The organism is Negativicutes bacterium (assembly GCA_021372785.1).
In the GTDB taxonomy this organism is placed as follows: domain Bacteria; phylum Bacillota; class JAAYKD01; order JAAYKD01; family JAAYKD01; genus JAJFTT01.
This window is the reverse complement of record JAJFTT010000050.1, coordinates 1-23473: the sequence shown is the minus strand read 5'-3', so window position 1 is coordinate 23473 and position 23473 is coordinate 1. Positions and strand designations below refer to the sequence as shown.

Genomic DNA, 23473 nt, shown 5'->3' with positions numbered 1-23473 from the left:
GGGGGGCTGGGTCTGGTAATTTATTGCCTCCGTCGCCCTCGCTGATCTTTCCGCAGCATTTGGCTGCTGCTTGTCATAGGGCGGCGGCCTATCCACAGTTTTTTTCATTTTGGGGATTGACTTTTAATAGTTAGTCTTTTTTTGAGCACTCTGCAGAAACGCTGCTGCATTCCATCTTGCAGCAGCGTTTTGCTTATTTTTTAAAGTAAGCCGACACCTGCCAGAATTTTTTTCAGTTCGCTTGTTTTGGCATCGTCCAACGGCTGCAGCGGCAGACGCGGCTGACCGCCCTTTAAGCCGATGAGATCCATCGCCTTTTTCAAACCGGGTATGCCAAAGCGGGAAGTGACGGCGGCGTTGACCGCCATGAGTTCCGCCTGTATTTCAACTGCGCGGGCATGTTTTCCGTCCTGCACCGCCTGCATTAATTCGACGCAAAGATCCGGCAGCAGATTGGCGACCGCCAGCGTGCCGCCAACACCACCCAAAGCCAGGGTTGCATAGAGGAAACTGGCTGAACCGGCAAAAACGCTGAAATCAGCCGGAGTGCCGTTGATTATGTTTGTGATTTGTACGATATCGCCGCCGGAGTCTTTGACACCGACAATATTGCCGTGCTTCGCCAAATCGCAGACCAGGGATGCCGACATATTGACCCCGGCATTGCGCGGCATGTTGTAAAGCATGACCGGAATGACGCAAGCATCGGCAACCGCCGTATAATGCGCCTTGAGAACCTCGTCTTTGTAACTGTCTTTGTAATACCACGGCGTCACGACCAGGGCGGCGTCCGCTCCCACATCGGCACAACTGTTGGACAACTGAATTGTCTCACGGGTTGATTCACAGCCGGAACCGGCGATGATTTTTTTGTCGGAACGCAAATACTTGCGTACATAGCTGACCAATTCCACCTTCTCATCGTAGGTGAGCATCGCAAATTCGCCGTTGGAACCCAGCACGACCAGACCGGCTAATTTCGATTGATTATAAAAGTTAATGTTATGTTTTAACGCATCCCAGTCAATTTCACCTTTGCTAAACGGGGTGGCGATTGGCGCGTAAATACCTTGAAAACGGTGCATTCTACTCTCTTCCTTTCGGTATCTTTGATCAGACTAAGCAGCGGTTAATTGATCCAAGTCTTTCAGAATCATGCTCATTTCCACCTTGGAAAGATGATCATGTTCCAAAACTTGCTCAAGCCGCGCGAGCACTTGTTCGAAGCTCTCTAATGTCTCATTGGTTTGGCTGTCATTGCCGACAGCCCCCATGACGAAGTTGAGATAGTTCAGCAGACGGGTCCAAACTCTGGATAGTCTGACATCGGCTGTTTCCAGAGTGGAAATACGAGCCAAGACAGAACGTCGGATCGCCAGAAGTGTTTTTGCATCGGAAGTTTCCCATTTGCCATTATTCGCCTGGCGAATGAGATGACGCAGCCCCTGCAAGTCCATCACTAAGCCGTTCCGATTGAGCCGCACCACATGCTGAATCCGCTGACGCTGCACAGCTACGCCGATGAGCAAGCTTGATCCGATAAAAATCACGCTGAAAATGCTGAGCACACGCACCAGAAAAGAACGGCGTTGAAACTTTTCTTCAATGATTTCCCGTAATTGCTGAATCTGCTCCGCCCAGGAACTTTCTTTTAAGTTTTGCATAGGATGCCCCCCTTATTACTTTATGCTTCCATGTGTATTATACCGCATTTTATAGAGAATGAAAAGACCTTGTCTGATTATTTTCTCGAAAGCTGATCCTGAAAAGAATTACAGGAAACGCTGGTCAGGGACGGCGGGAAGTGGTATAATAAAGCAAATTTCAAAGGAGGTTTTATCGATGAGTATTGTAAGCAAATTAAAAGAACTCGGTCTGGAAATTCCGGTTGCAGCCAAACCCCTGGCCGCTTATGCCCCTGCCGTGCGGGTTGGCAATTATGTTTATACATCCGGTCAGTTGCCGGTCATTGCCGGTAAACTGCAGTACGTCGGCAAAGTCGGCGCTGAAGTGGCGCCGGAGGTCGCTTACGAAGCAGCAAAACTCTGTGCCATCAATTGTCTGGCTGCTGTCAATACGGTAGCTGACGTCGAACAGATCGAAAAGGTCGTCAAAGTCGTCGCCTTTGTCGCCAGCGCGCCTGACTTTCACGGGCAGCCCGGCGTTGCCAACGGCGCTTCCGAATTGATGGGTAAAATTCTTGCCGAAGCCGGTGTGCATGCCCGCTCGGCGGTCGGCGTAGCAGAATTGCCGCTCAATGCTCCGGTGGAAATCGAAATGATCGTAAAATTGAAAGAGTAGTTCCCGGAAAACCAGCAATACCTTGCGGCGGTTCCCTCAAAAGGAGCAGCCGCAAGGCATTGTTTTTTTTCCCGTCGTTGTTGTTCAGCTCATTCTCTTTACCAATCCGGCTTCCAATCCTTGAGTGAGAACAGATATTCTTCGGTTAGGCTGCGAATGGCTTCTGCATCCTCACGGGAACTCTCATCATAGACGCCAATGACGCGGAAACCTGCTGCTTTCGCGGTAATCACCGCATGCAGTGAATCCTCGAACACCAAGGTTTCTGCTTTGGGTGTCGCCAGGATTTTATGAGCTTGGTAGAATATTTCCGGCTGGTCTTTGCCGCAGCCGATTTCCGTACAGGTGATCAGCGCCGAGAAAAAATCCGTGAGACCAAAGCGTTGCAGCGCAATCTCAACCAACGGCCGATGATTGGCCGTGGCGATGCACATTCGGACTCCCTGCTGACGCAAGTGTGTCAGCAACTGCAGCGCTCCCTCCTTTAATACCAATTGATTGCGATAGGCGTCCTCCGCCATACTGCTGATTTCCGCTAAGATCGCTTCCTGTGAATCCTCGATACCATATTCGGTCTGCAGATACTGCAGCGTTTCCTGCATGCTCATTTTCTTAAAGGTGTCGGAAAGCTGCGGTTTTGGCAGCCTTGATTTTCGCAGTAAATAGGCGCCGTCCAACTCACTCCAAAAATGCATGGAATCCAATAAGGTTCCGTCAAAATCAAAAATCGCCCCTTGAATTGTGCTCACCGTTTGATCGACCAACTTTCCTGTTTTTATTTTAATGCAGATTGCGGAGGAACGCGAGATGCGGCTTTTTTTCCAACCATAAAACCGCCGCGGAAAATCCGAGGGACACGAGATAAACACTGCCAAAACGAATCAGGCTGTTAGAGTAAAATGCGGATAAACCAAATAACTGAAAGACGACCGGCAAGAGGAAAATGAACACACCATGGCTGCAATAAACCAAAACACTCGTTTCTCGCAGCCAGCGATAGATGGGGTTATCCTTTAATTTTACTTCTTTCAGCCAGAGCAAGAGAAAAATCGCGGCCGGAATGGCGAAAAAGTTAAAATTATAGTCGCGCTGAATTTGATAATAGCGCAGAATTTGCGCTTCCGCAATCATCAAAGCAAAGCTGAGCATAAAAATCAGGCGTGAAATCTCTTTTCTGATCGGGATATTTTTCCAGGACAGCAAAGCGCCGACGGCGATAAACAGAGTCGCGTAAAACACACCGTTCCTTGTCGTATAGAACATAGCGATATATTGATTGACCCAGACCCGCACCGGCGGCACATAGATTGTCATGCCATAATAAGCATCTGCCGGCGTGCCTAACAAAAACAGCACGGCACTGATGGCAATCACCCAACCAAGCCGCAAGCGGCGCAGCAATGCATAAACAATCGCCAACCCCAACATCAGCGAAGGAAAATACCAAAGATGGTATTGATTGAAGGTGTGTACGATGTTATAAATAAAATTGGACAGTTGCGGACCGCTCAGTCCGCTCTGCCACCAACCGATCAGAGAATATTTGGCATAGTCCACGATCAGGCAGGGATAAGTGACAATTGCAAAAAAACTGCGCATGAATTGCAGAGAGCCGCCTTCCACGCCATTCATCATATAAGCCAGGGCGATCAAACTATAACAGATTATACTCCAGAAAAAAAACAGGATGCCCAGACGTTCGATGTAGTGCCATAAATAGCCTGCCTGACGCCAACTCCCGGGCAGCGCCGACGGATAATGAGAAAAGAACAAATAAGCCGCGGTTAGCAAGAAGAAAGGTACTACCACGCGGGCAATCCCCTGAATAATCAGAAAGTCTCCTGCCTCACTGTAGGTTCCCAAAGGAAAGGTATGACCTGCCACAACAAGGATAGAACAGATGAATTTAGCAATATCCACCGCGTAATATTGCTGACGCTTTTGCTGGGCAGGCGGAGCCTGCGCTTGTTCGTTCAAAGAGGTATCACCTGCCTGTCTTGAGCTGACGCGATTCGCGGGCGCATATGCCGCGCTTATTTATTATAGAACCGGCGCCAGTAAAAAGCAATGAGAACTTGTCTTTCCTGCCGCTTTTATGCTATACTGAGTATAATAAAAAGAAAAGAGGTGTCGCGATGGCTCTTTTGCATTGTGAAATTTATTCCGATATTCTGCAAAAGCAAACGCAGTTCCGCGCAATTTTACCGCAAACCGGCGATGATTTTCCGGTTCTCTACCTGCTGCACGGCTTGGGAGATGACAGCAGCAGTTGGACCCGCTTCACTCAATTGGAAAGCTGGGCCGACGAATATGGCATTGCCGTGATGATGCCAAATGCCGAACGCAGTTTTTATACCGACATGGCTTTTGGCGGCAATTATTACACCTATATTCAAAAAGAATTTCCGCAAATTTGTGAGAGTATGTTCCGAATAGGCCGGCAGCGGGAAAAACGTTTTATTGCAGGGCTTTCCATGGGTGGTTACGGCGCTGTCAAATTGGCTTTGCGTGCACCAGAGCAATATCGTGTGGCCGGCAGTTTTTCCGGTGCTTTCGATATTGAATTATGCCGCACGCAAGTGACCGGCCAGGAATGGCAGGCGATTTTCGGTAAACGGTTTATCACAGAAACCGAAAATGATGTCCATTTCTTATTGAACCAATGCGAAGACTTCGCCGCCCTGCCTTTTTTCCACCTCAGCTGCGGTTCAAAAGATGCTTTTGCTTTTTCTAATAAACTTTTCTACAAAAATATGTTAAAATGGAAATTGATGCCGGAATTGTTTTTGGATGAAGGCTATGCTCATACCTGGCCATATTGGAATATTTGTATTGAACGCTTTCTGCGCTATCTGCGGGAAGAATCTTTGATTTAGTTCTAAAATTAGTTCTAAAAACAGGAACTGTTGTTGGCGGCAATTCCTGTTTTTAATTTTTCATAGTGGCTTCCCGGCAGGCAGAGGAGCAGTCGGGGTAACGAAAGCAATCCATATATCGCAGCTTGAAGGCATTGTTGCGGTGCAGCGTGTCAATTTTCTCTTTTGTAATTGGATCCTGACAGATACCGGTGCGAATATAACGATCCAGGACTTGATAAGTAAAACCCAAATTATCTTCATCACTGAAACCGCTGAGCCCGTCTGCAGGTGTTTTTTCCACCAATGTCTCGGGTAGGCGCAGCGCACGGCCAATCTCTTTGACTTCCGCTACGGTAAAGCAAGCGAGCGGACTGAAATCTCCCGCAGCATCACCGTAACGCGTGGAATAACCGACCCAATCTTCTGATAAATTACATGTATTGACGACACGGCCATTATTGGACTGCGAGACAGCATAGAGGGTGGTCATTCTTAACCTCGCCGGCATATTTATGGCGGATTGCTTTGAAAACAAACCGGTTTCCTCAAGAATAGCCGTTTCGAGTGCCGTATAGGCCTTGCCAATATTAATCGTATAATTCTTAATCCGGAGCGTATCGACTAAAAGCCGGGCATCTTGAATATCTTCTTGCACCCCATTGGGCATCAGCACGCCGATCACCCTCGCCGTTCCCAGCGCTTCGACACACAGAGCAGCGACAACGGAGCTGTCTTTCCCTCCGGAGATGCCGACAACCGCATTACAGCCTTGCCCATTTTTGAGAAACCAGGCTTGAATCCAGGCCACGCAGGCGTTCTTTGCCTTTATTGCATCAAATATCATCTGTATTTCTCCTTGTATTTCACTGTAAAATGTGATCCGTGACAAAGTTCAATCCCAAAACAGACAGCGCAAATCCGGCGACGGCAGGCACGGCGCAATGGTCAAGACCATTCTCTACAACTTCGCGCCATACAATTCATGCGTTTTGATATAAGCCATCACCACATCATCCAAAGCATCAACCCGCCCGGCACCCGCCGCAATTTGCTGGCGAATCTCGGTCGCACTGATATCCAATAACGGTAAAAAATGCAGGAAGCGCAGATGGGATTGATTTTTTTGCAGGAGCGGTTCCTGCTGCAGCAAAGCAGAGCTGTCAAATCCGGGTCGCGGCATCACCCAAATCTGAAAATTCTCCAACAGCCGTGCCGCTTCGACCCAGGTTGTCAGATAAGAGAAATTATCGGCACCGGTTAAAAACGCAAATTGCTGCTGCGGATGCTGCTTTTGCAGAGACATCAAGCTATGATAAGTGCCGAACTGCACCCGGCTGTCAGATTCTAAGGAAGATACTTCAAAACGTTCGTCATACATTGCCATCAGGCGGCACATCGCCAGGCGGTGTTCGGCGGCAATCAATTCCGGTTTGTCATAGCGATCCCCCACCGGCATAAAAATCAGTTTTTCTACCTCCGGCTCCTGCAGGATTCTGGTCGCAAAACACAAATGTGCTTTGGTAGGCGGATTAAAAGCGCCGCCATAGACGATCCACATCGATGCACCCTCCAATTTGTACAAGGCCGTTTCGCAACTGAAACGGCCTTTTCAGAGATATCATGAGCGCTGGCGGTGACTATTTCATCATTTCCGTGAATTTCGCCGTCGCTTGCCCGATGCTGACTGCTTTGCCCTGCGCTTGTAAGGCTTCTCCAATCAGCACGATCGCTTTCTGCAGCATCTCTGGGGTTGTGTTTCCCATATGTCCCAAACGGAAGGCTTTACCGGCTAAACTCGCCAGCGAACCGGCCACCACCACACCTTTTTCAGCCAGATAACTGCGGAACTGAGCATCGTTTACGCCTGCGGGATATAGAATACAGCTTAAAGTTGGCGCGGCAATCTCTTCCGGAGCCAGGGCTTGCATGCCATATACGCTCAAAGCAGCACGAACCGCTTTACCGGTTTTGGTGTGGCGCGCAAAACGAGCCGGCAGACCTTCCGCCATAACCAATTTCATACCTGCCTCATAGGCGTTGACCATATTCACAGCAGGTGTGGCATAATACTTACCCGGATTTTCCATCACCGGCTGCCACATCTTGAGATCGGCATAATAAGCCGGTATGGTCTCCATCGCTGCTCTGGCTGCCAGCGCCTTCGCTCCAAAGGCCAGAATCGCTAAACCGGGCGGCACTGCAATCGCTTTCTGGCTGCCGGTCAGAATGACATCAATTTTATAATCGGGCTGATTTGCATAGGCTTTCTCCATATCCTCTTCCAGGGCCGCGGCAGCGCAGACGCCATCCAAAATAAAGAGAGCACCGCTGGCTTTGACCAGAGGAACCAATTCTTCCAGATTCGCTGTCACACCGGTCGAGGTGTCGACATGCGTCACGGTAACGGCTTTATAATGACCGTCCGCCAATTTGGCCTTTACCTCGGCAAGATCAACATGTTCGCCCCAGACAGATTGGATCGTATCGGCCTGAATGCCAAAGGCTTTGGCAATTTGCAGGAAGCGGTCACCAAAATAGCCATGTGACAGAACAAGGATCTTCTCACCCGGCCTGACCGTATTGACAATCGCCATTTCCATGGCTAAGGTTCCCGAACCGCAAATCACAAAGACCTGACCATCGCGGCAATGGAACATTTCCCTGGTCATCTGCAGCGCGTTGACATAATTCGCCACAAATCTCGGATCGGTATGTGCATAGGTTTCACCGGCCAAAGCCTCATAAACCTCATCAGAAACCGGAGTGGGTCCCGGGATCAACAACATTTCTTTGTTCTTAGTCATTGTCATAATCAAACGCCTCCTAAATTGTTTTTTATCACTTCAGAGCTGACTTTCGCTCTGCAAGTTTCCCTTTCAATTCAATCCGTTACGCAGGCAGCAACGGGATTGAGTGCCGGCTGATGGCGGCGATACCAAAGCGCTGACCAGCGCAGCCGCTCAGAGCGGTATCGTTTCGCTATTTGCGCCGCTTCGCTCGCATCGGCTGGGATTCCTTGCCCTGCTTGCAGATCCAGGCGCGCATTTTGCGCCGCCAACAGCAATAAGCGGCAGGTATTTTCCAGCTCCGCCAGGATTTGCACGCCAGCGGGCGCCCGCATCTCCAGATAGGACAATTGAGCATGCTCCGTTTCGAGTCTGGCGATGAATTCAGCCAGGCGTTCCGGGGTCAGCTGCCTGGTGTTTTTCGTTTTCACCTGTAAATCGTCCGACAGCAAATCCGCCGGCAGGATCTCCAACTGATCAGAATCTGTAATCTGTAATCCCTGATAACAATTGCCCAAATCACGCAATAAGCTTCCGGCGGAACCGCTGCGGTCCTGCAGCAGTACCGCATCCAACCACGGGAAGACATCATTTTCCAGATTGGTCTCCCGGCACCAAAAGATACCGGCAGCAAAAACGCAGGGATAATAGCAAACCGGTTCGGAGACCGGCCAACCTGCCTGGGGCTGCAAATCCACCAGAATTCCTGCGCAAGCTGTGCCAAGGCTCTGCTTCGCTGTCTGGGAGAGCTGCCGGATCGCCAGATCTGTCGCACCTGCCACTGTGTTCTCCAGAAAACAATCGCCATAGGCCAAGTGCTCGCTGCGCATCACCTCCTGTATCGTTTGCTGTTGGTGCGTATGGACCCGGATAAACTGCGCGGCGGCATAAGCAGCCAACCGGTAGAGTTCCTCTTCCGTGAATTGCCGCAGATCGCCGGCGTCCTCCGCAGAAGCTGAGAAGAACAGATCGAGACGATTATACTTTAAAGCCGCCAGACGGTCAACCCAAGCCAAGAGATTCTGCAGTGTTTGAGTTCTGCCATCGGAGAAATGGAAGGCGGCGCTGCGCTCTGCAAAGTCCGGCCAATCGGTAATATAACAAGTCGGCAGCGTTCGCCCGCTGAATAAAATAATCTGCCTCAACGTTTGCAGGCCAAATGCGGCGCCAACCGCATTTTTCGCACCGATATGGATTTGTTTTTGATCAATTTCCAAACGATAGCCCTGCTCATGGCGCAGCCGCGCCGCATTGCAGTCAACGACAGCCGCAAATCCCGCATCCTGCGGTAATCCCGTGCCGATCTTTACTTCAATTCCGATTTCCCGGCTGATTTCCTGCTGAAAGGCAATTGCCAAAGGCAGCAAAACAGTCAGTTGTTCTTCCGGCAGCAAGAGAAAAAAGGGAGAAGGCAACTGGGTATCCGGACGGTGCCAGATCACGGTACGCGGAGCGGGGATCAGGGGCGGCGTGAGTTTTGGATAACGGGGCATAAAGCAACCCTCCGTAAGCAGAATCCCAGAAATATTTCTTACTTCTCTCTTTTACAATCTATTCCCTTCTTTCAAAGCCGGCCGGTGTTCCGGTATTCTTGCTCTGCCATTTTATTACAATAATAACCGGATTAAGACAAGAAAAAAGAAGTCAATTCTCAAGTGCGAACTGATTGCTTTTTTTTACTTGCCAGCAAACTTGAAAACCGCAGAGTTCGCTTGCCCCACCGCTTATTCTTCCGCTTTTTATCATTCTTCTTTCTGCCGCTGTTCATTATTCTCCTGAACAAAGAAAACGATGCGCTCATAGATGATGCATGTTATGGTTTTGGGCTGACAGATTTGCAGAAACAAGCGCTTTTCGGACTGATCTGCCCTCTTCTGCCGAAGGCAGACCGGTCCGGCAATCATTACGCGCTTCTTCCAAACTCATTTTCACTCTGCGTTTTTAAACAATGCCGTCAAATTTCTTTTTGAATTCGATCAAAACCGGATCACGGAAAGAGAAAAAGGTGACGGAATCTGCAATTGCAAATTTCGTCACCCTTTTTGGTGATTTCTTTGAACGCCGTATTGGGTTATTTCTTTTATACGCTGTAGTTTGGTGCCTCGCGGGTGATCTGGACATCATGCGGATGGCTTTCTTTCAAACCGGCAGAGGTAATGCGGATAAACTGCGCTTTCTGGCTTAATTCGCCAAGCGTGCGGCAGCCGCAATAACCCATACCGGAACGAATGCCACCTATCATTTGGAATAAGGTTTCGGAAACCGGGCCTTTGTAAGGCACTCTGCCTTCAATGCCTTCCGGGACGAATTTCTTGGCTTCTTCCTGGAAGTAACGCGATTTCGAACCTTGCGCCATCGCCCCCAGGGAACCCATACCGCGATACAGTTTATAACTGCGTCCCTCATAGATGATTGTCTCACCGGGTGATTCTTCCGTGCCTGCCAGCAAATTGCCGACCATGACGACCTGTGCTCCGGCAGCCAGCGCTTTGATCATATCACCGGAATATTTGATACCGCCATCGGCGATGATGGAAACACCGGAACCCAGCGCCGCTTCGGCGCAGTTTGCCACCGCGGTGATTTGCGGCACACCCACTCCGGCCACGACCCGGGTCGTGCAGATGGAACCGGGACCAATCCCCACTTTGACCGCATCGGCGCCGGCTTCGATTAAAGCGAGCGTAGCGGCAGCCGTTGCCACATTGCCGGCAATGATCTCAACACTGGGGAAATTGCGTTTCACTTCCCGAATTTTATCGATCACACCCTGACTGTGACCATGCGAACTATCCAGCACGAGCGCGTCGACTCCTGCCTGCACCAAACGTTCCGCCCGCAGAAGACAGTCTTTGCTGATACTCAGCGCCGCGGCCACCACCAGGCGTCCTCTGGCATCGCGCGAACTGTTGGGATATTGACGTGATTTTTCAATATCTTTGATGGTGATCAAACCGCGCAGATTCATCTCATCGTCGACTAATGGTAGTTTTTCGATCTTATGTAATTGCATGATCTGCTTTGCTTCCATCAGAGAGATGCCTACTTTGGCAGTGATCAGCGGTTCGCGTGTCATCACCTCGCTGATCGGATATTGATAATTGTCCAGAAAGCGGATATCCCGATTGGTCAAAATACCAACCAGTTTTGATCCTGTAACGATCGGTACCCCGGAGATTCGATATCGCTCCATTAACTCCAACGCTTCATAGACGGTATTGTCAGGGGACAGATAGAATGGGTCTGTGATCACTCCATGTTCGCTGCGTTTGACCCGCAGAACTTCCTGAGCCTGTGTTTCAATATCCATATTGGAATGGATTACACCGATCCCGCCTTCTCTGGCCATGGCGATCGCCATGCGGCTTTCCGTTACGGTATCCATGGCGGCACTCATGATTGGAATTCCCAGTTTGATTTTCCTGGTCAGCTGTGTGGAAACATCCGTTTCGCGCGGCAGGATGTCCGAGTAAGCAGGCACCAGCAAAACATCATCATAGGTTAATCCTTCTCCGACAATGCGGTCTTGTAACGACATTGAACCCCCCTCTTTTCTCTCTAAATTTTTGTAATGTTATCACTTTCCGTCCCGGAAAGCAATCCTTTTTCATGTTGATTTTTATAGTAATTTGTAGGTTCTGTTTTGCCAACCAATATTTCGGCAGTTCAGTTTAAAACAGCGCGACTGGTTATTTGTATTCATCAGCAAGAGTAAACAGACTCATACTTTCGTTGTTGGGTAATCTTTCATTTTACGACAGAAATATTTAAAAGCCAGAAAAAGGACACAAACAATTCATGATCGGCCTGCCAGGTTTGCTTTTTTCGTAACTGCTTTTTTATGTTATCTTCGCTGGAACGTGTTATAATTTATAAAAATCAGATTGAACAGGCTGTGCCTGGAAGACACAAAGGAGGGTTTACCAGTTGATTGAAGTTAAGGGACTGACGAAACAATATGGCAGCCACACTGCCGTATCGGATCTCACATTTACAGTTGATAACGGCCAAATCTATGGCTTGCTCGGACCAAACGGAGCCGGAAAAACAACTACCATGAATATCATCACCGGCTGCCTGGCGGCGACTGCCGGCCAGGTCAGAATTGATGGTCATGATATTTTCGAAGAACCCGAGGCTGCCAAGCGGTTAATCGGTTATTTACCGGAAATGCCGCCGCTTTACCAGGACATGACGCCAAAAGAATATCTGGAATTTGTTGCCAGAGCTAAGGGTGTAAAAAAAGCGGATTTGCCGGAACAATTGCTGCAAGTAATTCAAATCACCCAAATCGCTGAAGTGCAGAACCGACTGATCAAGCATCTTTCCAAAGGTTATAAACAGCGGGTTGGCATTGCGCAGGCGCTCTTGGGAGACCCGGAGATTATCATTTTAGATGAGCCGACCGTCGGTCTTGATCCGAAACAGATCATAGAAATCCGTTCCTTAATCAAAACGCTGGGAAAGACACACACGGTCATTCTCAGCAGCCACATCCTTTCGGAAGTCCGCGCAATCTGTGACTCCATTATGATCCTGTCCAACGGAAAACTGGTTGCCAACGATACGCCGGAAAATCTGGAAAGACTCTTTGCCGGTTCTTCTACCATGAAATTGACCGTCAGATCAAGCCGTGAGGAAGCGCAGCAGGCTCTCTCGGCAGTGAACGGGATTGCGCAGATTGCGTATGCCCCCGGCGAAACGGCCGACCTTCTGGATATCACGCTCTCCTATGCCAAAACAACCGCACCGGCGGAAGAAATTTTTTTTGCTTTTTGCCGGTTGCAGCGTCCGATTTTAAACATGACGGAAACGCATGTCAGCCTGGAAGATATCTTCATTGAGTTAACTTCAGAAAAAGAGAACGCTCCGCAATTGGCCGAAGAAGTCAGAACAGAGCAAGGAGAAAAAGTATGAAAGCGGTTTTCCAAAGAGAAGTAAAATCCTATTATGATGGCGTTCTTGGTTATATTTTTACTGCTTTTCTGCTGCTGTTTGCCGGTATTTATACCATGGTCATCAACTTGAATGCCAGCTACGCCAATTTTGAATATGTGCTCGGCAATATGACGTTTATTTTTTTAGTCATTACGCCAATCCTCAGTATGAGAGTCATCGCGGAAGAAAAGCGGCAGAAAACCGATCAGCTGCTTTATTCACTTCCCGTCAGCATGACCAAAATCGTACTGGCTAAATATCTGGCGATGTTGTTCGTTTTAGCGGTCCCCACCGTGATTATCGGCTTTTACCCCCTGATCCTCTCGCTATACGGTTCGGTCAATCTGCTTGCTTCCTATGGCACCCTGCTCGCCTTCTTCTTACTGGGCGCCGCTTTACTGGCGATCGGACTGTTTATCTCCTCCCTGACGGAAAATCAAGCTTTTGCCGCCGCCCTTTGCTTTCTGGTTTTATTACTCAACTATTTTCTGGCAGACTTAGTCGCTTATCTGCCGGCAACGGCCGGCGCCTCCTTTGCAGCCGCTACAGCGGCCGTGCTGCTGCTGGCAACCATCGTCCGGTATCTGACCAAAAGCAGTCTGTCGGCAGTGCTGCTGGCGATCTTGGGAGAAGGCGCTTTGCTTTTGATGAAACAATTCTCCGCCGCCAGTATGGAAAATCTGCTGCCTACCGTTTTCGGGAACCTGTCTTTATTCCAGCGTTTCTACGTTTTTCCCAATGGTCTTTTCGATTTGACCGCGCTGGTTTATTTTTTGATGGTCGTGCTTGTTTTTGTTTTTTTTACCGTTCAGTCAATGGAAAAGAGAAGGTGGAGCTAAATGCAAAAAGATAAAAACCGTTGGCAGCAAAATCTGAAAGCCGGTTTGCAGCGCTCCGCTGATCCCAAACAGTTTCACAGCAAGGCCTTTCAAATCGGCAGCTACAGCGTCTCCGCTTCCTTCATCGTCCTTGCCATCGCAATCGCCGTTGTCATGCTGGTCAATCGTTTACCGACCAAATACACCCAATTGGATATGACGCAAAATCGGCTTTTTAGTTTATCAGAGCAGACAGAAAAACTGGTCTCCTCCTTAACCGAACCGGTAGAGATCTATCTGCTGGCCCAAAGCGGGGAAGAAGACACCCCGTTGCAGCAACTGTTGAGCCGCTATGAGGATTTAAGCGATCAAGTCAGCGTTACGGTAATCGATCCGGTCGCCAATCCCGGCTTCAGCAAGCAATATACAACGGCCGCGGTCAGCAACAACAGTGTGATTGTGGTCAGCGGCAGCCGCAGCCAATTGATCAGCTACGGTTCCATCTATGTCACGGATTACAGTAATTACAGCACAACCGGAACCTACAGCACATCATTTGACGGAGAAAGCAGTCTGACCAGTGCCATCGATTATGTTACCAGCGAAAATCTGCCAACCATGTATCGTTTGAGCGGACATGGCGAATCCGTTTTAAGCAGTACGATGACAACAGCCATAGCCAAAGAGAATATCAATCTGGCTGATTTGAGCCTGCTGACAGTCGATGGCGTCCCGGCTGATACAGCCTGTTTACTGATCTATGCGCCGACTTCCGACCTTTCTGCCGATGAGAAAAGCAAACTTCTCAGTTATCTGCAAAACGGCGGTAATTTGATGCTTTTCACCACTTATTCTGAAACCGAGCTGCCGAATCTGGCTGCCGTGATGGCTTATTATGGTACGGCACCCGTCAATGGTTTGATTCTGGAAGAAGATGCCAATTATTTCATCCGAGGTTACAGTCATTATTTACTGCCGGAAATCAATTATCATGAAATTACTGCCCCGCTGCAAAGCGGTGGTTATTATGTCCTGGCTCCTTACGCGCACGGGATCACCATCTTAGCCGATTTGCGCGACACGCTGAGTGTAACCAAGCTTTTAACGACCACGGACCGCTCTTATGCCAAAATGGCCGGCTATCAAATGACCACGACGGATCGGGAAACGACGGATCAGAGCGGACCTTTTGCGGTCGGAGTGGCCGTCACCGAAACCATCGGCAGCGTGGAAACTCAAATTGTTTGGTATGCGACTTCCAATCTGCTGGACGATACCGTCAACCAGACCGTATCAGGCGCGAATCAGGATCTCTTCCTCAATTCGATCAATTGGATGTGCGGCCGGGAAGACAGCATTACCATCCACTCCAAGAGCTTAACGAAAGAAACCCTTACGATCCCTTCCGGCATGAGCGCCAGGCTGAGTTTCGTCTTTATCGGGATTATCCCCCTTAGCTGTCTTGCCGCCGGTTTTAGCGTGTGGCGGGAAAGGAAACGCAAATGAGAAATCGCAACCGCAGGCTGCTGCTTTTACTACTGCTGCTTATCAGCCTGGTTGGCTGCTATGTCTTCGTCGGTTATCTTTCGACAAAAAATGCCAATAAAATCGAGGCAGCCAAAACGATCGCACTCCTGCCGGATTTACCAGCGGAAGATATCAGCCGGCTGATGTGGACGTATAAAGGAGAAACAGTCACCCTTCGCAAAGCCAATCAGACCTGGCAAGCAGCGGATGATGCTGCTTTGGCAATCGATCAAAGCTATCCGGCGGCAATGGTTGCCGCGCTCACCTCACTGACGGCCTCCCGCCAATTGAGCGGCAGCGAATTGACCGGTGAATACGGTTTGACTGCCCCATCTTATGTTTATGTGATTACAACCAAAGATCAGCGGGAAATCGTGCTGACCGTCGGCGACAGAAGCAGTGTCAATTCGGATTATTATCTGAGCATCAGCGGCCGGGATTTTGTTTATTTGGTCAACGACACGCTGATTTCCGCTTTCCTCTACAACTTAGCCGATCTGACAGCCGCCGCTGTCACGACGCCTTAATCTGTCAACATCAGGAAAAGCCGGAACACAGAAAATTAATTCTGCATTCCGGCTTGCTTTATTTTTCCAGAACCGCACAGGGTGCTGCCAAACATTTACCGCAAACATCACACCAACCCAGGTCGCTGAATTCTGCCGCATTTTGCAATAATTTCGCGTTGCAGAGGAATTTATCAAACCCGTCCAGCCGCAGCGCTCCGGTCGGACATTGGGCAAGGCAGACCAAACAGCTGCCATCCCGATAATAAAGACAATTTTCTTGCGCAGAAGGAGCATCCGGTTCCAGCGGAATTGCCAGCAGGATCGAGCCGAACCGCCCCGCACAGCCTTTTTTGGTTATCAGCATGCGGTTCACCCCAAAGCTGCCCAAGCCGGCGATATAAGCCGCGCTGCGATGCGACCAGGCAGAAGTCAGTGTTTTTTCGTCATAGGTATGCGTGGGTGGAATCGAGGCAGCAACAATCCCCCGGGCAGCCAAATGCCGGATCACCGTTTGCGACACTATTTCAATCAGGAGATTGGCATCGATGTAACTTTTTGCCCAACTGCGTGCCGGTTGTGACCCGTGCTGATTTGCCTCGGCAATCTCCGGCGCAAAGGGGATGAAGAAAGAAAGAATTGTTTCGACCGCCGGCAGAAAAAATTGCGGCGGTGCGATCCAGGGTCCCACAATTTGCGGTAACGTAGCATAGCTTGGATCCAAAGCAGACGAGAAGCCAATCACAGGCTCACGGAAACTGGCGGCCTGCGCATCGGCAGCCACAGTGTCCCGAATCAATTGAGACAGCTCAAGCTTCGTCGTCATCCCCTTACTCCTTGCTTTCGAGCCAAAGGTCCGCGCTGGTTGCGGCCAAAGCACCATCGGCAACGGCAGTGACAATTTGTCTTAGCTTTTTCACTCTCAGATCCCCGGCCGCATAAACACCCGGCAGCGAAGTCGCCATGGTGGCGTCGTTGGCAACGATATAGTTATTGTCCATCTCCAGCTGACCGACAGCGAGCTGCGTCATCGGTATAAAACCGACGTAAACAAAGATACCGTCGCAGGGAATCCGTTCAACAACCCCGGTCTCGACATGCTGTACTTCTAAAGCAGTCACCTTGCGTTCGCCGATGACTTCTTTGCTGACATAGGGGGTTTTGATCACAATTTTGGGATGACTTCTCACGCGATCCTGCAGCACTTGCGTCGCTCTGAACTCATTGCGGCGATGCAGGATCGTGACGCTGGCTGCAAAACGGGTGAGGAACAAGGCTTCTTCCAGGGCTGCATCGCCGCCGCCTACCACCACGACGTGCCGGTCTTTAAAAAAAGCGCCGTCACAGGTAGCACAATAGGATACGCCCAAACCCGTTAATTTCTCTTCTCCCGGGACACCCAGTTTTTTCGCCATGGCGCCCATAGCTAAGATAACCGCTTTGGCTGCCAAAGAGCTGCCGTCGGCAAAGCTGATTCGCTTGGGATCCGCCTGCAGATCAACGGATGTCACTTCGTTGGTGATCATCCTGGTGCCAAAACTCAGAGCCTGCTCACTCAGGGTCTGCGTAAAGTCGGGACCGCCGATTTTTTTGATGCCGGGGTAGTTTTCGATCAGATAAGTGTTAAAAGCCTGTCCACCGGGGAAGGCTTTCTCCAAAATGACTGTTTCTTTTCCAGCCCGGCCGGCATAAAGCGCGGCCGCCATGCCGGCGGGACCGGAACCGATGATGGCAATCTCAACGGGATTCGGCATTTTTTACGGACTCCTTTTCCTGTTTCAAATTTTGCTGATAATTCTCAATGGCAACCTTCAAAGCGTCGGCAGCCAGGTTGGAACAGTGTAATTTCACCGGCGGCAGACCGCCCAATTCCTTAGCAACATCTGCATTGGTGATTTTGAGTGCTTCCTCCAATGTTTTGCCTTTCACCATTTCGGTTAATTGCGAAGTGGTCGCAACCGCTGCGCCGCAGCCATAGGTCTGAAATTTAATGTCCGTAATCACGTTGTTTTCCACCGTCAGGTAGATCCGCATAATGTCGCCGCAGACGGCGTTGCCAACCTCGCCGACTCCGCTGGGATTTTCGATCTGCCCCATGTTACGAGGATGTTGAAAATGATCCATTACTTTTTCTGTGTATTGCATTGATAAAAGCTCCTTTCAAATTTTACAAAATTACTTTCTGAGGTTTTCCGGATAAATTGGCGACATTTTACGCAGGCGCTGGACAATCTCCGGCATGACCTGTAAAACAAAATCCACATCTTCCGCGGTATTTTCCCGCCCGAGGGTCAGACGCAAAGATCCATGCGCCGTTGGATGATCGAGTCCGATTGCCAACAAAACATGAGAAGGTTCCAGACTGCCGGAAGCGCAGGCAGAACCGCTGGATGCGCAAATGCCCTGAAGATCAAGAGACAACAGGATGGATTCGCCTTCGATATAAGCGATACTAACATTGACATTGCTCGACAGCCGCCGGGTAGGATGACCGTTCAGCCGCACGTCAGGGATCTTGAGCAGCCCGGCAATCAGCTGATCCCGTAAAGCGGCTTCCCTAGCGTTTTCCTCTGCCATTTCAGCCACCGCAATTTCGATTGCTCTGCCTAAGCCGACAATGCCGGGGACATTCTCTGTGCCGGGGCGCAGGCCCTTTTCCTGTTCGCCGCCATGCAGATGCGGCTTGATCCGTACACCGCGGCGTAAGTATAGAGCGCCTACCCCTTTGGGTCCGTAAAATTTATGAGCCGACATCGAGAGCAGATCGATATTCATTGCGTTCACATCGATCGGCAAATGTCCGACCGTCTGCACAGCGTCGACATGAAAAGTAATCTTGTGCGCTTTGCAGATGAGACCGAGCTCGGCGATTGGCTGGATCGTGCCGATCTCGTTGTTGGCATGCATGATGCTGACCAAAATCGTATCCGGACGGATCGCTTTTTCCAAATCAGCCGGATTGACCATACCGAATTGATCAACCGGCAGTTCGCTGATCTCAAAACCGTTTTCTTTCAGCCAGGCAAAACTGTTGAAAATAGCATGGTGTTCAATTCCTGTTGTGATCAAATGTTTGCCTTTGCGGCTGGCCATCGCTTCGGCTACGCCAAGCACAGCCAGGTTATCCGCTTCGGTACCGCCGGATGTAAAGTAAATTTCACCCGGGGCTGCTCCGATCGCTTTCGCTACTTTTTCACGCGCTTCTTCCACCAGCTTTCGCGCCGCCTGACCCACATGATGCATACTGGAGGCATTGCCATACACTTCGGTGAAAACCGGCAGCATCGCTTCCAGCACACGCGGATCGACAGCTGTCGTCGCCGCATGATCCAGATAAATCGTCCTCATCGTATTCTTCCTTTCTAAAAAACCATCTATGGCTTTTTACTGATATTTACCGGCCTGCAAATCATGCAAATTCATACTTTCCAGGATTTCGTTCATTCCGGTCTGCAGCCGGCGCCAGACAACCTGAATCAGGCAGGCTTCTTCTTTGCTGCCGCAGGACGTAAAACCAAGTTCCTGACTTAAGCAATCGCAGGGCACAATGGGTCCTTCCAAAACCTCCAGGATCTGCCGCACCGTAATCTCTTCTGCGCTTCTAGCTAAACGATAGCCGCCATAAGCACCCCGGATGCTGAGCACCAGATCGGCTTTTTTTAACTCCATAAAAATCTGCTCCAGGTATTGCTCTGAAATATGCTCATCTTCTGCTATTTGCCGCAGCGAAAGCGGATTACCTCCCTCATTGCCAGCCAGAACCACCATGGCACGCAAACCATACTCACTGCGCGTTGAAAATTTCATAAGCACCGCCTTCTTGATATCCTATCAAATTGCTAGGCTTTATCTGTTTATATCCTACTCCTTTACTAGGAATATGTCAAGTTCGGAATCTGATTTTTTAAGGTAGTTGCTGCTGTAAATGCGCACAGCGGCAGAGTTTCCTTTTGTTCCGTTATGTTGCGGGGAAAAATGAAATGTCTCTCTGACGCGCCGACCACAGAGAGACCTGTTTTTGCTTAAAAAAAAAGCAAAACTCCCTGTGGCAGCCAGATGCCGATCGGCTGCCACAGGGAGCGTGTTTTATCTTGAATCCGACGATGCGACCGACCTGAAAATCCGATCGTTTTCTCTGCTATTTTTGATATTTTCCAAACAGTTCCCGGAAGCCTTCAATCGGCTCCGTGATGTGATAAGCATGCTGATCTTCCGGAAAGACGCCGGCTTTGACGTCTCTGATATATTCCTTGAAGGCTTCTGTTTCTATCTGCGCCACATTGGCGTATTTTTTTACAAATTTCGGCGTGAACGCCTGGAACAATCCCAACATATCGCCGCAGATCAGCAATTGTCCGTCTGCCGCGCCGGCGCCGATACTATAGACAGGAATGGTCAGCAGTTGGCAGAGGAAAGCAGTCACTTCCGGTGGTACGGCTTCGACTAAAATAGAATAAGCTCCCGCTGCCTCGACTGCCAGAGCGTCCTCAATCACGGCTTGAGCGCTGGCCACCGTTCGCCCCTGCGCCATAAATCCACCCAATTGTCCGGAACTCTGCGGTGTCAGACCGATATGACCCATCACGGCGATCCCGGCATCGGCTATGGCGCGGATTCTGTCCTTAACGCGAACCCCACCCTCCAGTTTAATTGCATCGACCTGCGCTTCTTTCAGGAAACGGCAGGCGTTATAGACGGCGTCTTCATTTGAAGTCTGATATGAGCCAAACGGCATATCACCAATGATAAAGGTATTGGGAGCGCCGCGTTTGACAGCCTGGCAGTGGGATAAACAGTCTTCCATGGTAACGGGATTCGTCCCCTGATAGCCCAAGACGATCATGCCGAGCGAATCTCCCACCAGAATCATATCCATGCCGGCCGCTTCCTCAAAGGTGGCCATCGGATAATCGTAACAGGTCATCCAGGCAACCTGCTCCCCTTTTGCCTTCATTTTGCGAAAATCAAGTACCGATTTTTTCTTTGCCATCAAAAAATTCCTCCTTCATGCTTGCTGAATTAAACTGTCGCCTGCAAGCTGGTTGTAAATGCGGCGATGCGGGCCGCTGCCGCCTGAATATTCTCCATCGAATTCGCTGTGGATAAACGCAGATGGCCTTTGCCATACAAACCAAAGGATTCCCCATCCAATGCCGCCACACCGGCTTCATTCAGCAGGCGTTCAGCGAATTCCGCGCTGCCGATGCCGGTTTTTTGCACGCTGGGGAAGACGTAAAAGGCGCTGTTCGGGATTTGGCATTCAATTCCGTCAATTTGATTGAGCGCTTTGGCCAACCAAACGGAGCGTTCCGCAAAGGCGTCGCGCATCATCGTCACACTTTCCTGCGGGCCGCGCAGCGCTTCGATGGCGGCGATCTGACTGAACGAAGCGGCACAGCCGTTGCTGTTGACCATCAAAGTAGAAAACGCCGCGGCAATTTCCGCCTGCATCACACCGTAACCCAGACGCCAGCCGGTCATGGCATAGGTTTTGGAAAAGCCATCCAGTAAAATGGTGCGATCCTTCATCCCTGCAACGGCTGCCGCGGACAGCGCCTGGGTTTGATCGAAAATCAAGCGGTCATAAATCTCATCACATAAAATATAAGCCCTGGAATTGTCCCGGATGATTTCCACCAATTGCAGCATCTGCTCCTTACCGATCATCTGACCGGTTGGATTGGATGGATTGTTTAAAATGACGAGCTTCGTTTTCTCATTCAGCAGCGACTTCAATTCGTCTGGGTCCGGCTGAAAAGAATTCTCAGCCAGCAGTTTCAAAGCCACCTCTTTACCTCCGCTGAAATGGATGCAGGAGGCATAGGTTGGGAAACCGGGGTTGGGGCAAATGACTTCATCGCCGGGATTGATCAAAGCCAGCATGGTAAAAAAAATAATCGGTTTAGCGCCGGGCGTCACCACAATCTCTTCCGGATTCGTTTTCACCTGCTTGTATTTCCAACAGTATTCGGCAATGGCCTGACGCGTTTCCAGCAGCCCCTGCGCCGCGGTATAACCGGTCTTGCCCTCCGCAATCGCCCGAAATGCCGCCTGTTGTATATTCAGCGGGGTGTGAAAATTCGGCTGTCCGATTTCGAGATGAATAATATCCCGTCCCTGCGCTTCCAAAGCGGTCGCCTGGGCCAGAACCTTGTAAGCGCCTTCTCCCTGCAGCAAGGAAATGCGCTGCGCCAGCGGGCTATCCTGCATGAACATCCCTCCTATTCCGGTCTGATCTCGTCCAATTCGATTTAAAAAAAACAGCTGTGACAGCAAATCCAACAAAGATAAATTAAAAATACCACCTTACTTGATCACTGTCAATAGGATATCGTCAGAAAATATTGCAAAAATCAGACAAGCAGAAAGGAGAATGCCGGGAGAAAAACTAACTAAGAGAGGAAAGATTTACAAAAAAAACAGCAGAGCAAGGAGATGATTCCATGAAAAAAGGCATCAATGAAGTTGGTATCCCCAAGGGGCTGAGCCGCGCAGAGGAATTCGCCTGGGTATCTGCGGCCGGATTTGACGGAATCGAATTAAATTTGGAAAGTCCTCTCTCGCCAACAGAAGTTGCGGAAATTCTGCAGTTATGCAGAAAACATCATTTGGAAATCATCGGCCTGGTTTCACCTCATCTGTGGCAGTACCGCCTGACCGCCAATGACTCTGCCAAACGCAAGCGGGCGCAGGAAATTGTGAAACAACTGGTCATCGACGCCAAAGCACTGCAGGCCAGCTGCATTTTGGTTGTACCCGGTATGGTGGATGAGGAAACTTCTTACCTCGAAGCCTATGATAACGCTTTGCAGGCGATTCGGGAATTGAAACCTTTTCTGCAGCACTACGGCGTATTTGTAGGGATTGAAAACGTTTGGAACAAATTTTTACTGTCTCCCTTGGAAATGCGGCATTTCATTGAAGAAATCGATTCGCCGCTGGTGGGAGCTTATTTTGATGTTGGCAATGCCGTGGTCAATTCCTACCCCGAATATTGGATTGAAATCCTCGATGATATGCTGCTCCGCATTCACTTGAAAGATTTTAAACGCTCAGTTGGCAACCTGGAAGGCTTTGTCGATTTATTGGAAGGGGATGTCAATTGGCCGCGGGTGATGTCTGCCCTGCGCGCCGCCGCCTATGACGGTTATCTCACCGTAGAAGTCCCCTTCGCAAAATTGGCACCGCAGCATTTTTTGAACAATACAATCAGTCATCTGGAAACCATTTTCAGCATGTAAAGGAGTATTTCGTATGAGAGCAGCTTTAATCGGTCTGGGAGCCATGGGCAGAGGTCATTTGGATAACTATCTTCGTATGCTGAAAGACGGCGGTCCGCTGCAATTGGTGGCGGTCTGTGACGTGGATCCGGCGAAATTTGAGAATTTTCGGGGGCAGCTGAATCTGGAGGGGATCGGCGACAGCCATTATGATTTCAGCCAATTTCACTGCTATCACGATCTGGATGAAATGCTGGCTAAAGAAGACCTGGAATTTGTGACGATCGCTCTGCCCACCTTTTTGCATTGTCAGACCGCAGTGAAATGCCTGCAGCAGGGTTTGCATGTCTTATGCGAGAAACCAATGGCGATGGATGCAGCGGAATGCCGCCTGATGATAGAGACGGCGCAGCGCTGCAATCAACAGCTGATGATCGGTCATTGTCTGCGTTTCTGGGGTGAATACGAATTTCTCAAACAGACGATGGAGAGCGGAATTTATGGCAAAGCGATTGCCGC

The 23473-nt window shown here is 49.8% G+C and carries 25 protein-coding genes; 9 read left to right on the top strand and 16 right to left on the bottom strand.

Annotated features, from left to right (window positions below):
* Nucleotides 1-200 precede the first annotated feature (200 nt).
* Together dapA and LLG09_06870 are read right to left on the bottom strand one after the other, a co-directional pair.
* Entirely contained in the window at nt 201-1085 is an 885-nt protein-coding gene (gene dapA, locus LLG09_06875) for a 4-hydroxy-tetrahydrodipicolinate synthase (GenBank protein MCE5196835.1), read from the bottom strand.
* Nucleotides 1086-1118: 33 nt separating this feature from the next.
* Entirely contained in the window at nt 1119-1664 is a 546-nt protein-coding gene (locus LLG09_06870; protein MCE5196834.1) for a hypothetical protein, read from the bottom strand.
* A gap of 178 nt (nt 1665-1842) precedes the next feature.
* Here LLG09_06870 and LLG09_06865 point away from each other — a divergent pair, with 178 nt between their 5' ends.
* On the top strand, nt 1843-2301 hold the full coding sequence (locus tag LLG09_06865; GenBank protein ID MCE5196833.1) for a RidA family protein: 459 nt from the start codon (nt 1843-1845) through the stop codon (nt 2299-2301).
* A 98-nt stretch (nt 2302-2399) separates the two neighbouring features.
* On the opposite strand, the gene LLG09_06860 is transcribed toward LLG09_06865, so the two are convergent.
* Together LLG09_06860 and LLG09_06855 are read right to left on the bottom strand one after the other, a co-directional pair.
* Nucleotides 2400-3050, bottom strand: a complete 651-nt coding sequence (locus LLG09_06860) for an HAD family phosphatase (GenBank protein ID MCE5196832.1) — start codon at nt 3048-3050, stop codon at nt 2400-2402.
* 31 nt (nt 3051-3081) lie between these two features.
* Nucleotides 3082-4278 (bottom strand): acyltransferase, encoded by a 1197-nt coding sequence (locus LLG09_06855; protein MCE5196831.1) that lies wholly within the window; start codon nt 4276-4278, stop codon nt 3082-3084.
* Nucleotides 4279-4436: 158 nt separating this feature from the next.
* On the opposite strand from LLG09_06855, the gene LLG09_06850 reads away from it, so the two are divergent.
* Entirely contained in the window at nt 4437-5177 is a 741-nt protein-coding gene (locus LLG09_06850; GenBank protein ID MCE5196830.1) for an esterase family protein, read from the top strand.
* A 52-nt stretch (nt 5178-5229) separates the two neighbouring features.
* Here the strand turns inward: LLG09_06850 and nadE are convergent, their stop codons facing one another.
* The 4 genes from nadE to LLG09_06830 all read right to left on the bottom strand — a co-directional run bounded on the left by nadE (nt 5230) and on the right by LLG09_06830 (nt 9438).
* Nucleotides 5230-6003, bottom strand: coding sequence for an NAD(+) synthase (gene nadE, locus LLG09_06845; GenBank protein ID MCE5196829.1), 774 nt, complete (start codon nt 6001-6003; stop codon nt 5230-5232).
* Nucleotides 6004-6117: 114 nt separating this feature from the next.
* Complete coding sequence (gene nadD, locus LLG09_06840; GenBank protein ID MCE5196828.1) at nt 6118-6717, bottom strand: nicotinate (nicotinamide) nucleotide adenylyltransferase; 600 nt, start codon at nt 6715-6717, stop codon at nt 6118-6120.
* A 79-nt stretch (nt 6718-6796) separates the two neighbouring features.
* Nucleotides 6797-7969 (bottom strand): alanine--glyoxylate aminotransferase family protein, encoded by a 1173-nt coding sequence (locus tag LLG09_06835; GenBank protein ID MCE5196827.1) that lies wholly within the window; start codon nt 7967-7969, stop codon nt 6797-6799.
* A 71-nt stretch (nt 7970-8040) separates the two neighbouring features.
* Nucleotides 8041-9438 carry a glycoside hydrolase family 20 zincin-like fold domain-containing protein gene (locus LLG09_06830; protein ID MCE5196826.1) on the bottom strand — a complete coding sequence of 466 codons (1398 nt, stop codon included), beginning with the start codon at nt 9436-9438 and terminating at the stop codon, nt 8041-8043.
* 162 nt (nt 9439-9600) lie between these two features.
* Between LLG09_06830 and LLG09_06825 the strand changes: the two genes are divergently transcribed.
* Nucleotides 9601-9915 carry a hypothetical protein gene (locus tag LLG09_06825; GenBank protein MCE5196825.1) on the top strand — a complete coding sequence of 105 codons (315 nt, stop codon included), beginning with the start codon at nt 9601-9603 and terminating at the stop codon, nt 9913-9915.
* 110 nt (nt 9916-10025) lie between these two features.
* On the opposite strand, the gene guaB is transcribed toward LLG09_06825, so the two are convergent.
* On the bottom strand, nt 10026-11483 hold the full coding sequence (guaB, locus tag LLG09_06820) for an IMP dehydrogenase (protein ID MCE5196824.1): 1458 nt from the start codon (nt 11481-11483) through the stop codon (nt 10026-10028).
* A 389-nt stretch (nt 11484-11872) separates the two neighbouring features.
* On the opposite strand from guaB, the gene LLG09_06815 reads away from it, so the two are divergent.
* Genes LLG09_06815 through LLG09_06800 form a run of 4 tightly spaced genes read left to right on the top strand, consistent with a single transcriptional unit; the run spans nt 11873 to nt 15755 of the window.
* Complete coding sequence (locus LLG09_06815) at nt 11873-12862, top strand: ABC transporter ATP-binding protein (GenBank protein MCE5196823.1); 990 nt, start codon at nt 11873-11875, stop codon at nt 12860-12862.
* Entirely contained in the window at nt 12859-13722 is an 864-nt protein-coding gene (locus LLG09_06810; GenBank protein MCE5196822.1) for an ABC transporter permease, read from the top strand. The genes LLG09_06815 and LLG09_06810 overlap by 4 nt, the downstream gene beginning before the upstream one ends.
* On the top strand, nt 13723-15207 hold the full coding sequence (locus tag LLG09_06805; protein ID MCE5196821.1) for a GldG family protein: 1485 nt from the start codon (nt 13723-13725) through the stop codon (nt 15205-15207).
* Nucleotides 15204-15755 (top strand): DUF4340 domain-containing protein, encoded by a 552-nt coding sequence (locus LLG09_06800; GenBank protein MCE5196820.1) that lies wholly within the window; start codon nt 15204-15206, stop codon nt 15753-15755. Before LLG09_06805 ends, LLG09_06800 begins: the two co-directional genes overlap by 4 nt.
* A gap of 58 nt (nt 15756-15813) precedes the next feature.
* On the opposite strand, the gene LLG09_06795 is transcribed toward LLG09_06800, so the two are convergent.
* From LLG09_06795 to LLG09_06765, 7 genes are all read right to left on the bottom strand, one after another.
* Nucleotides 15814-16560, bottom strand: a complete 747-nt coding sequence (locus LLG09_06795) for an epoxyqueuosine reductase (protein MCE5196819.1) — start codon at nt 16558-16560, stop codon at nt 15814-15816.
* 4 nt (nt 16561-16564) lie between these two features.
* Nucleotides 16565-17488 carry a thioredoxin-disulfide reductase gene (gene trxB / locus LLG09_06790; protein MCE5196818.1) on the bottom strand — a complete coding sequence of 308 codons (924 nt, stop codon included), beginning with the start codon at nt 17486-17488 and terminating at the stop codon, nt 16565-16567.
* Entirely contained in the window at nt 17472-17879 is a 408-nt protein-coding gene (gene nifU, locus LLG09_06785; protein ID MCE5196817.1) for a Fe-S cluster assembly scaffold protein NifU, read from the bottom strand. Before nifU ends, trxB begins: the two co-directional genes overlap by 17 nt.
* A 30-nt stretch (nt 17880-17909) precedes the next feature.
* The gene (gene nifS, locus LLG09_06780; protein ID MCE5196816.1) at nt 17910-19082 is read right to left on the bottom strand and encodes a cysteine desulfurase NifS; all 1173 of its coding nucleotides are present in this window, start codon (nt 19080-19082) and stop codon (nt 17910-17912) included.
* A gap of 36 nt (nt 19083-19118) precedes the next feature.
* Nucleotides 19119-19541: an Rrf2 family transcriptional regulator gene (locus tag LLG09_06775; GenBank protein ID MCE5196815.1), complete on the bottom strand. Its 423-nt coding sequence runs from the start codon at nt 19539-19541 to the stop codon at nt 19119-19121.
* 331 nt (nt 19542-19872) lie between these two features.
* Nucleotides 19873-20724 carry a 3-methyl-2-oxobutanoate hydroxymethyltransferase gene (gene panB, locus LLG09_06770; GenBank protein ID MCE5196814.1) on the bottom strand — a complete coding sequence of 284 codons (852 nt, stop codon included), beginning with the start codon at nt 20722-20724 and terminating at the stop codon, nt 19873-19875.
* 29 nt (nt 20725-20753) lie between these two features.
* Nucleotides 20754-21944, bottom strand: coding sequence for a pyridoxal phosphate-dependent aminotransferase (locus tag LLG09_06765; protein MCE5196813.1), 1191 nt, complete (start codon nt 21942-21944; stop codon nt 20754-20756).
* Between the two features lie 233 nt (nt 21945-22177).
* Here LLG09_06765 and LLG09_06760 point away from each other — a divergent pair, with 233 nt between their 5' ends.
* Nucleotides 22178-22975 carry a sugar phosphate isomerase/epimerase gene (locus tag LLG09_06760; protein MCE5196812.1) on the top strand — a complete coding sequence of 266 codons (798 nt, stop codon included), beginning with the start codon at nt 22178-22180 and terminating at the stop codon, nt 22973-22975.
* 13 nt (nt 22976-22988) lie between these two features.
* Nucleotides 22989-23473 (top strand): Gfo/Idh/MocA family oxidoreductase (locus tag LLG09_06755; GenBank protein MCE5196811.1); only part of this gene is annotated, 485 nt, incomplete at its 3' end.

Coding starts and splice junctions, on each gene's coding strand:
- dapA (MCE5196835.1), bottom strand. CDS start 1,085: ATGCACCGTTTTCAAGGTATTTACGCGCCAATCGCCACCCCGTTTAGC.
- LLG09_06870 (MCE5196834.1), bottom strand. CDS start 1,664: ATGCAAAACTTAAAAGAAAGTTCCTGGGCGGAGCAGATTCAGCAATTA.
- LLG09_06865 (MCE5196833.1), top strand. CDS start 1,843: ATGAGTATTGTAAGCAAATTAAAAGAACTCGGTCTGGAAATTCCGGTT.
- LLG09_06850 (MCE5196830.1), top strand. CDS start 4,437: ATGGCTCTTTTGCATTGTGAAATTTATTCCGATATTCTGCAAAAGCAA.
- nadE (MCE5196829.1), bottom strand. CDS start 6,003: ATGATATTTGATGCAATAAAGGCAAAGAACGCCTGCGTGGCCTGGATT.
- nadD (MCE5196828.1), bottom strand. CDS start 6,717: ATGTGGATCGTCTATGGCGGCGCTTTTAATCCGCCTACCAAAGCACAT.
- LLG09_06835 (MCE5196827.1), bottom strand. CDS start 7,969: ATGACAATGACTAAGAACAAAGAAATGTTGTTGATCCCGGGACCCACT.
- LLG09_06830 (MCE5196826.1), bottom strand. CDS start 9,438: ATGCCCCGTTATCCAAAACTCACGCCGCCCCTGATCCCCGCTCCGCGT.
- guaB (MCE5196824.1), bottom strand. CDS start 11,483: ATGTCGTTACAAGACCGCATTGTCGGAGAAGGATTAACCTATGATGAT.
- LLG09_06810 (MCE5196822.1), top strand. CDS start 12,859: ATGAAAGCGGTTTTCCAAAGAGAAGTAAAATCCTATTATGATGGCGTT.
- LLG09_06805 (MCE5196821.1), top strand. CDS start 13,723: ATGCAAAAAGATAAAAACCGTTGGCAGCAAAATCTGAAAGCCGGTTTG.
- LLG09_06800 (MCE5196820.1), top strand. CDS start 15,204: ATGAGAAATCGCAACCGCAGGCTGCTGCTTTTACTACTGCTGCTTATC.
- LLG09_06795 (MCE5196819.1), bottom strand. CDS start 16,560: ATGACGACGAAGCTTGAGCTGTCTCAATTGATTCGGGACACTGTGGCT.
- trxB (MCE5196818.1), bottom strand. CDS start 17,488: ATGCCGAATCCCGTTGAGATTGCCATCATCGGTTCCGGTCCCGCCGGC.
- nifU (MCE5196817.1), bottom strand. CDS start 17,879: ATGCAATACACAGAAAAAGTAATGGATCATTTTCAACATCCTCGTAAC.
- nifS (MCE5196816.1), bottom strand. CDS start 19,082: ATGAGGACGATTTATCTGGATCATGCGGCGACGACAGCTGTCGATCCG.
- LLG09_06775 (MCE5196815.1), bottom strand. CDS start 19,541: ATGAAATTTTCAACGCGCAGTGAGTATGGTTTGCGTGCCATGGTGGTT.
- panB (MCE5196814.1), bottom strand. CDS start 20,724: ATGGCAAAGAAAAAATCGGTACTTGATTTTCGCAAAATGAAGGCAAAA.
- LLG09_06765 (MCE5196813.1), bottom strand. CDS start 21,944: ATGCAGGATAGCCCGCTGGCGCAGCGCATTTCCTTGCTGCAGGGAGAA.
- LLG09_06760 (MCE5196812.1), top strand. CDS start 22,178: ATGAAAAAAGGCATCAATGAAGTTGGTATCCCCAAGGGGCTGAGCCGC.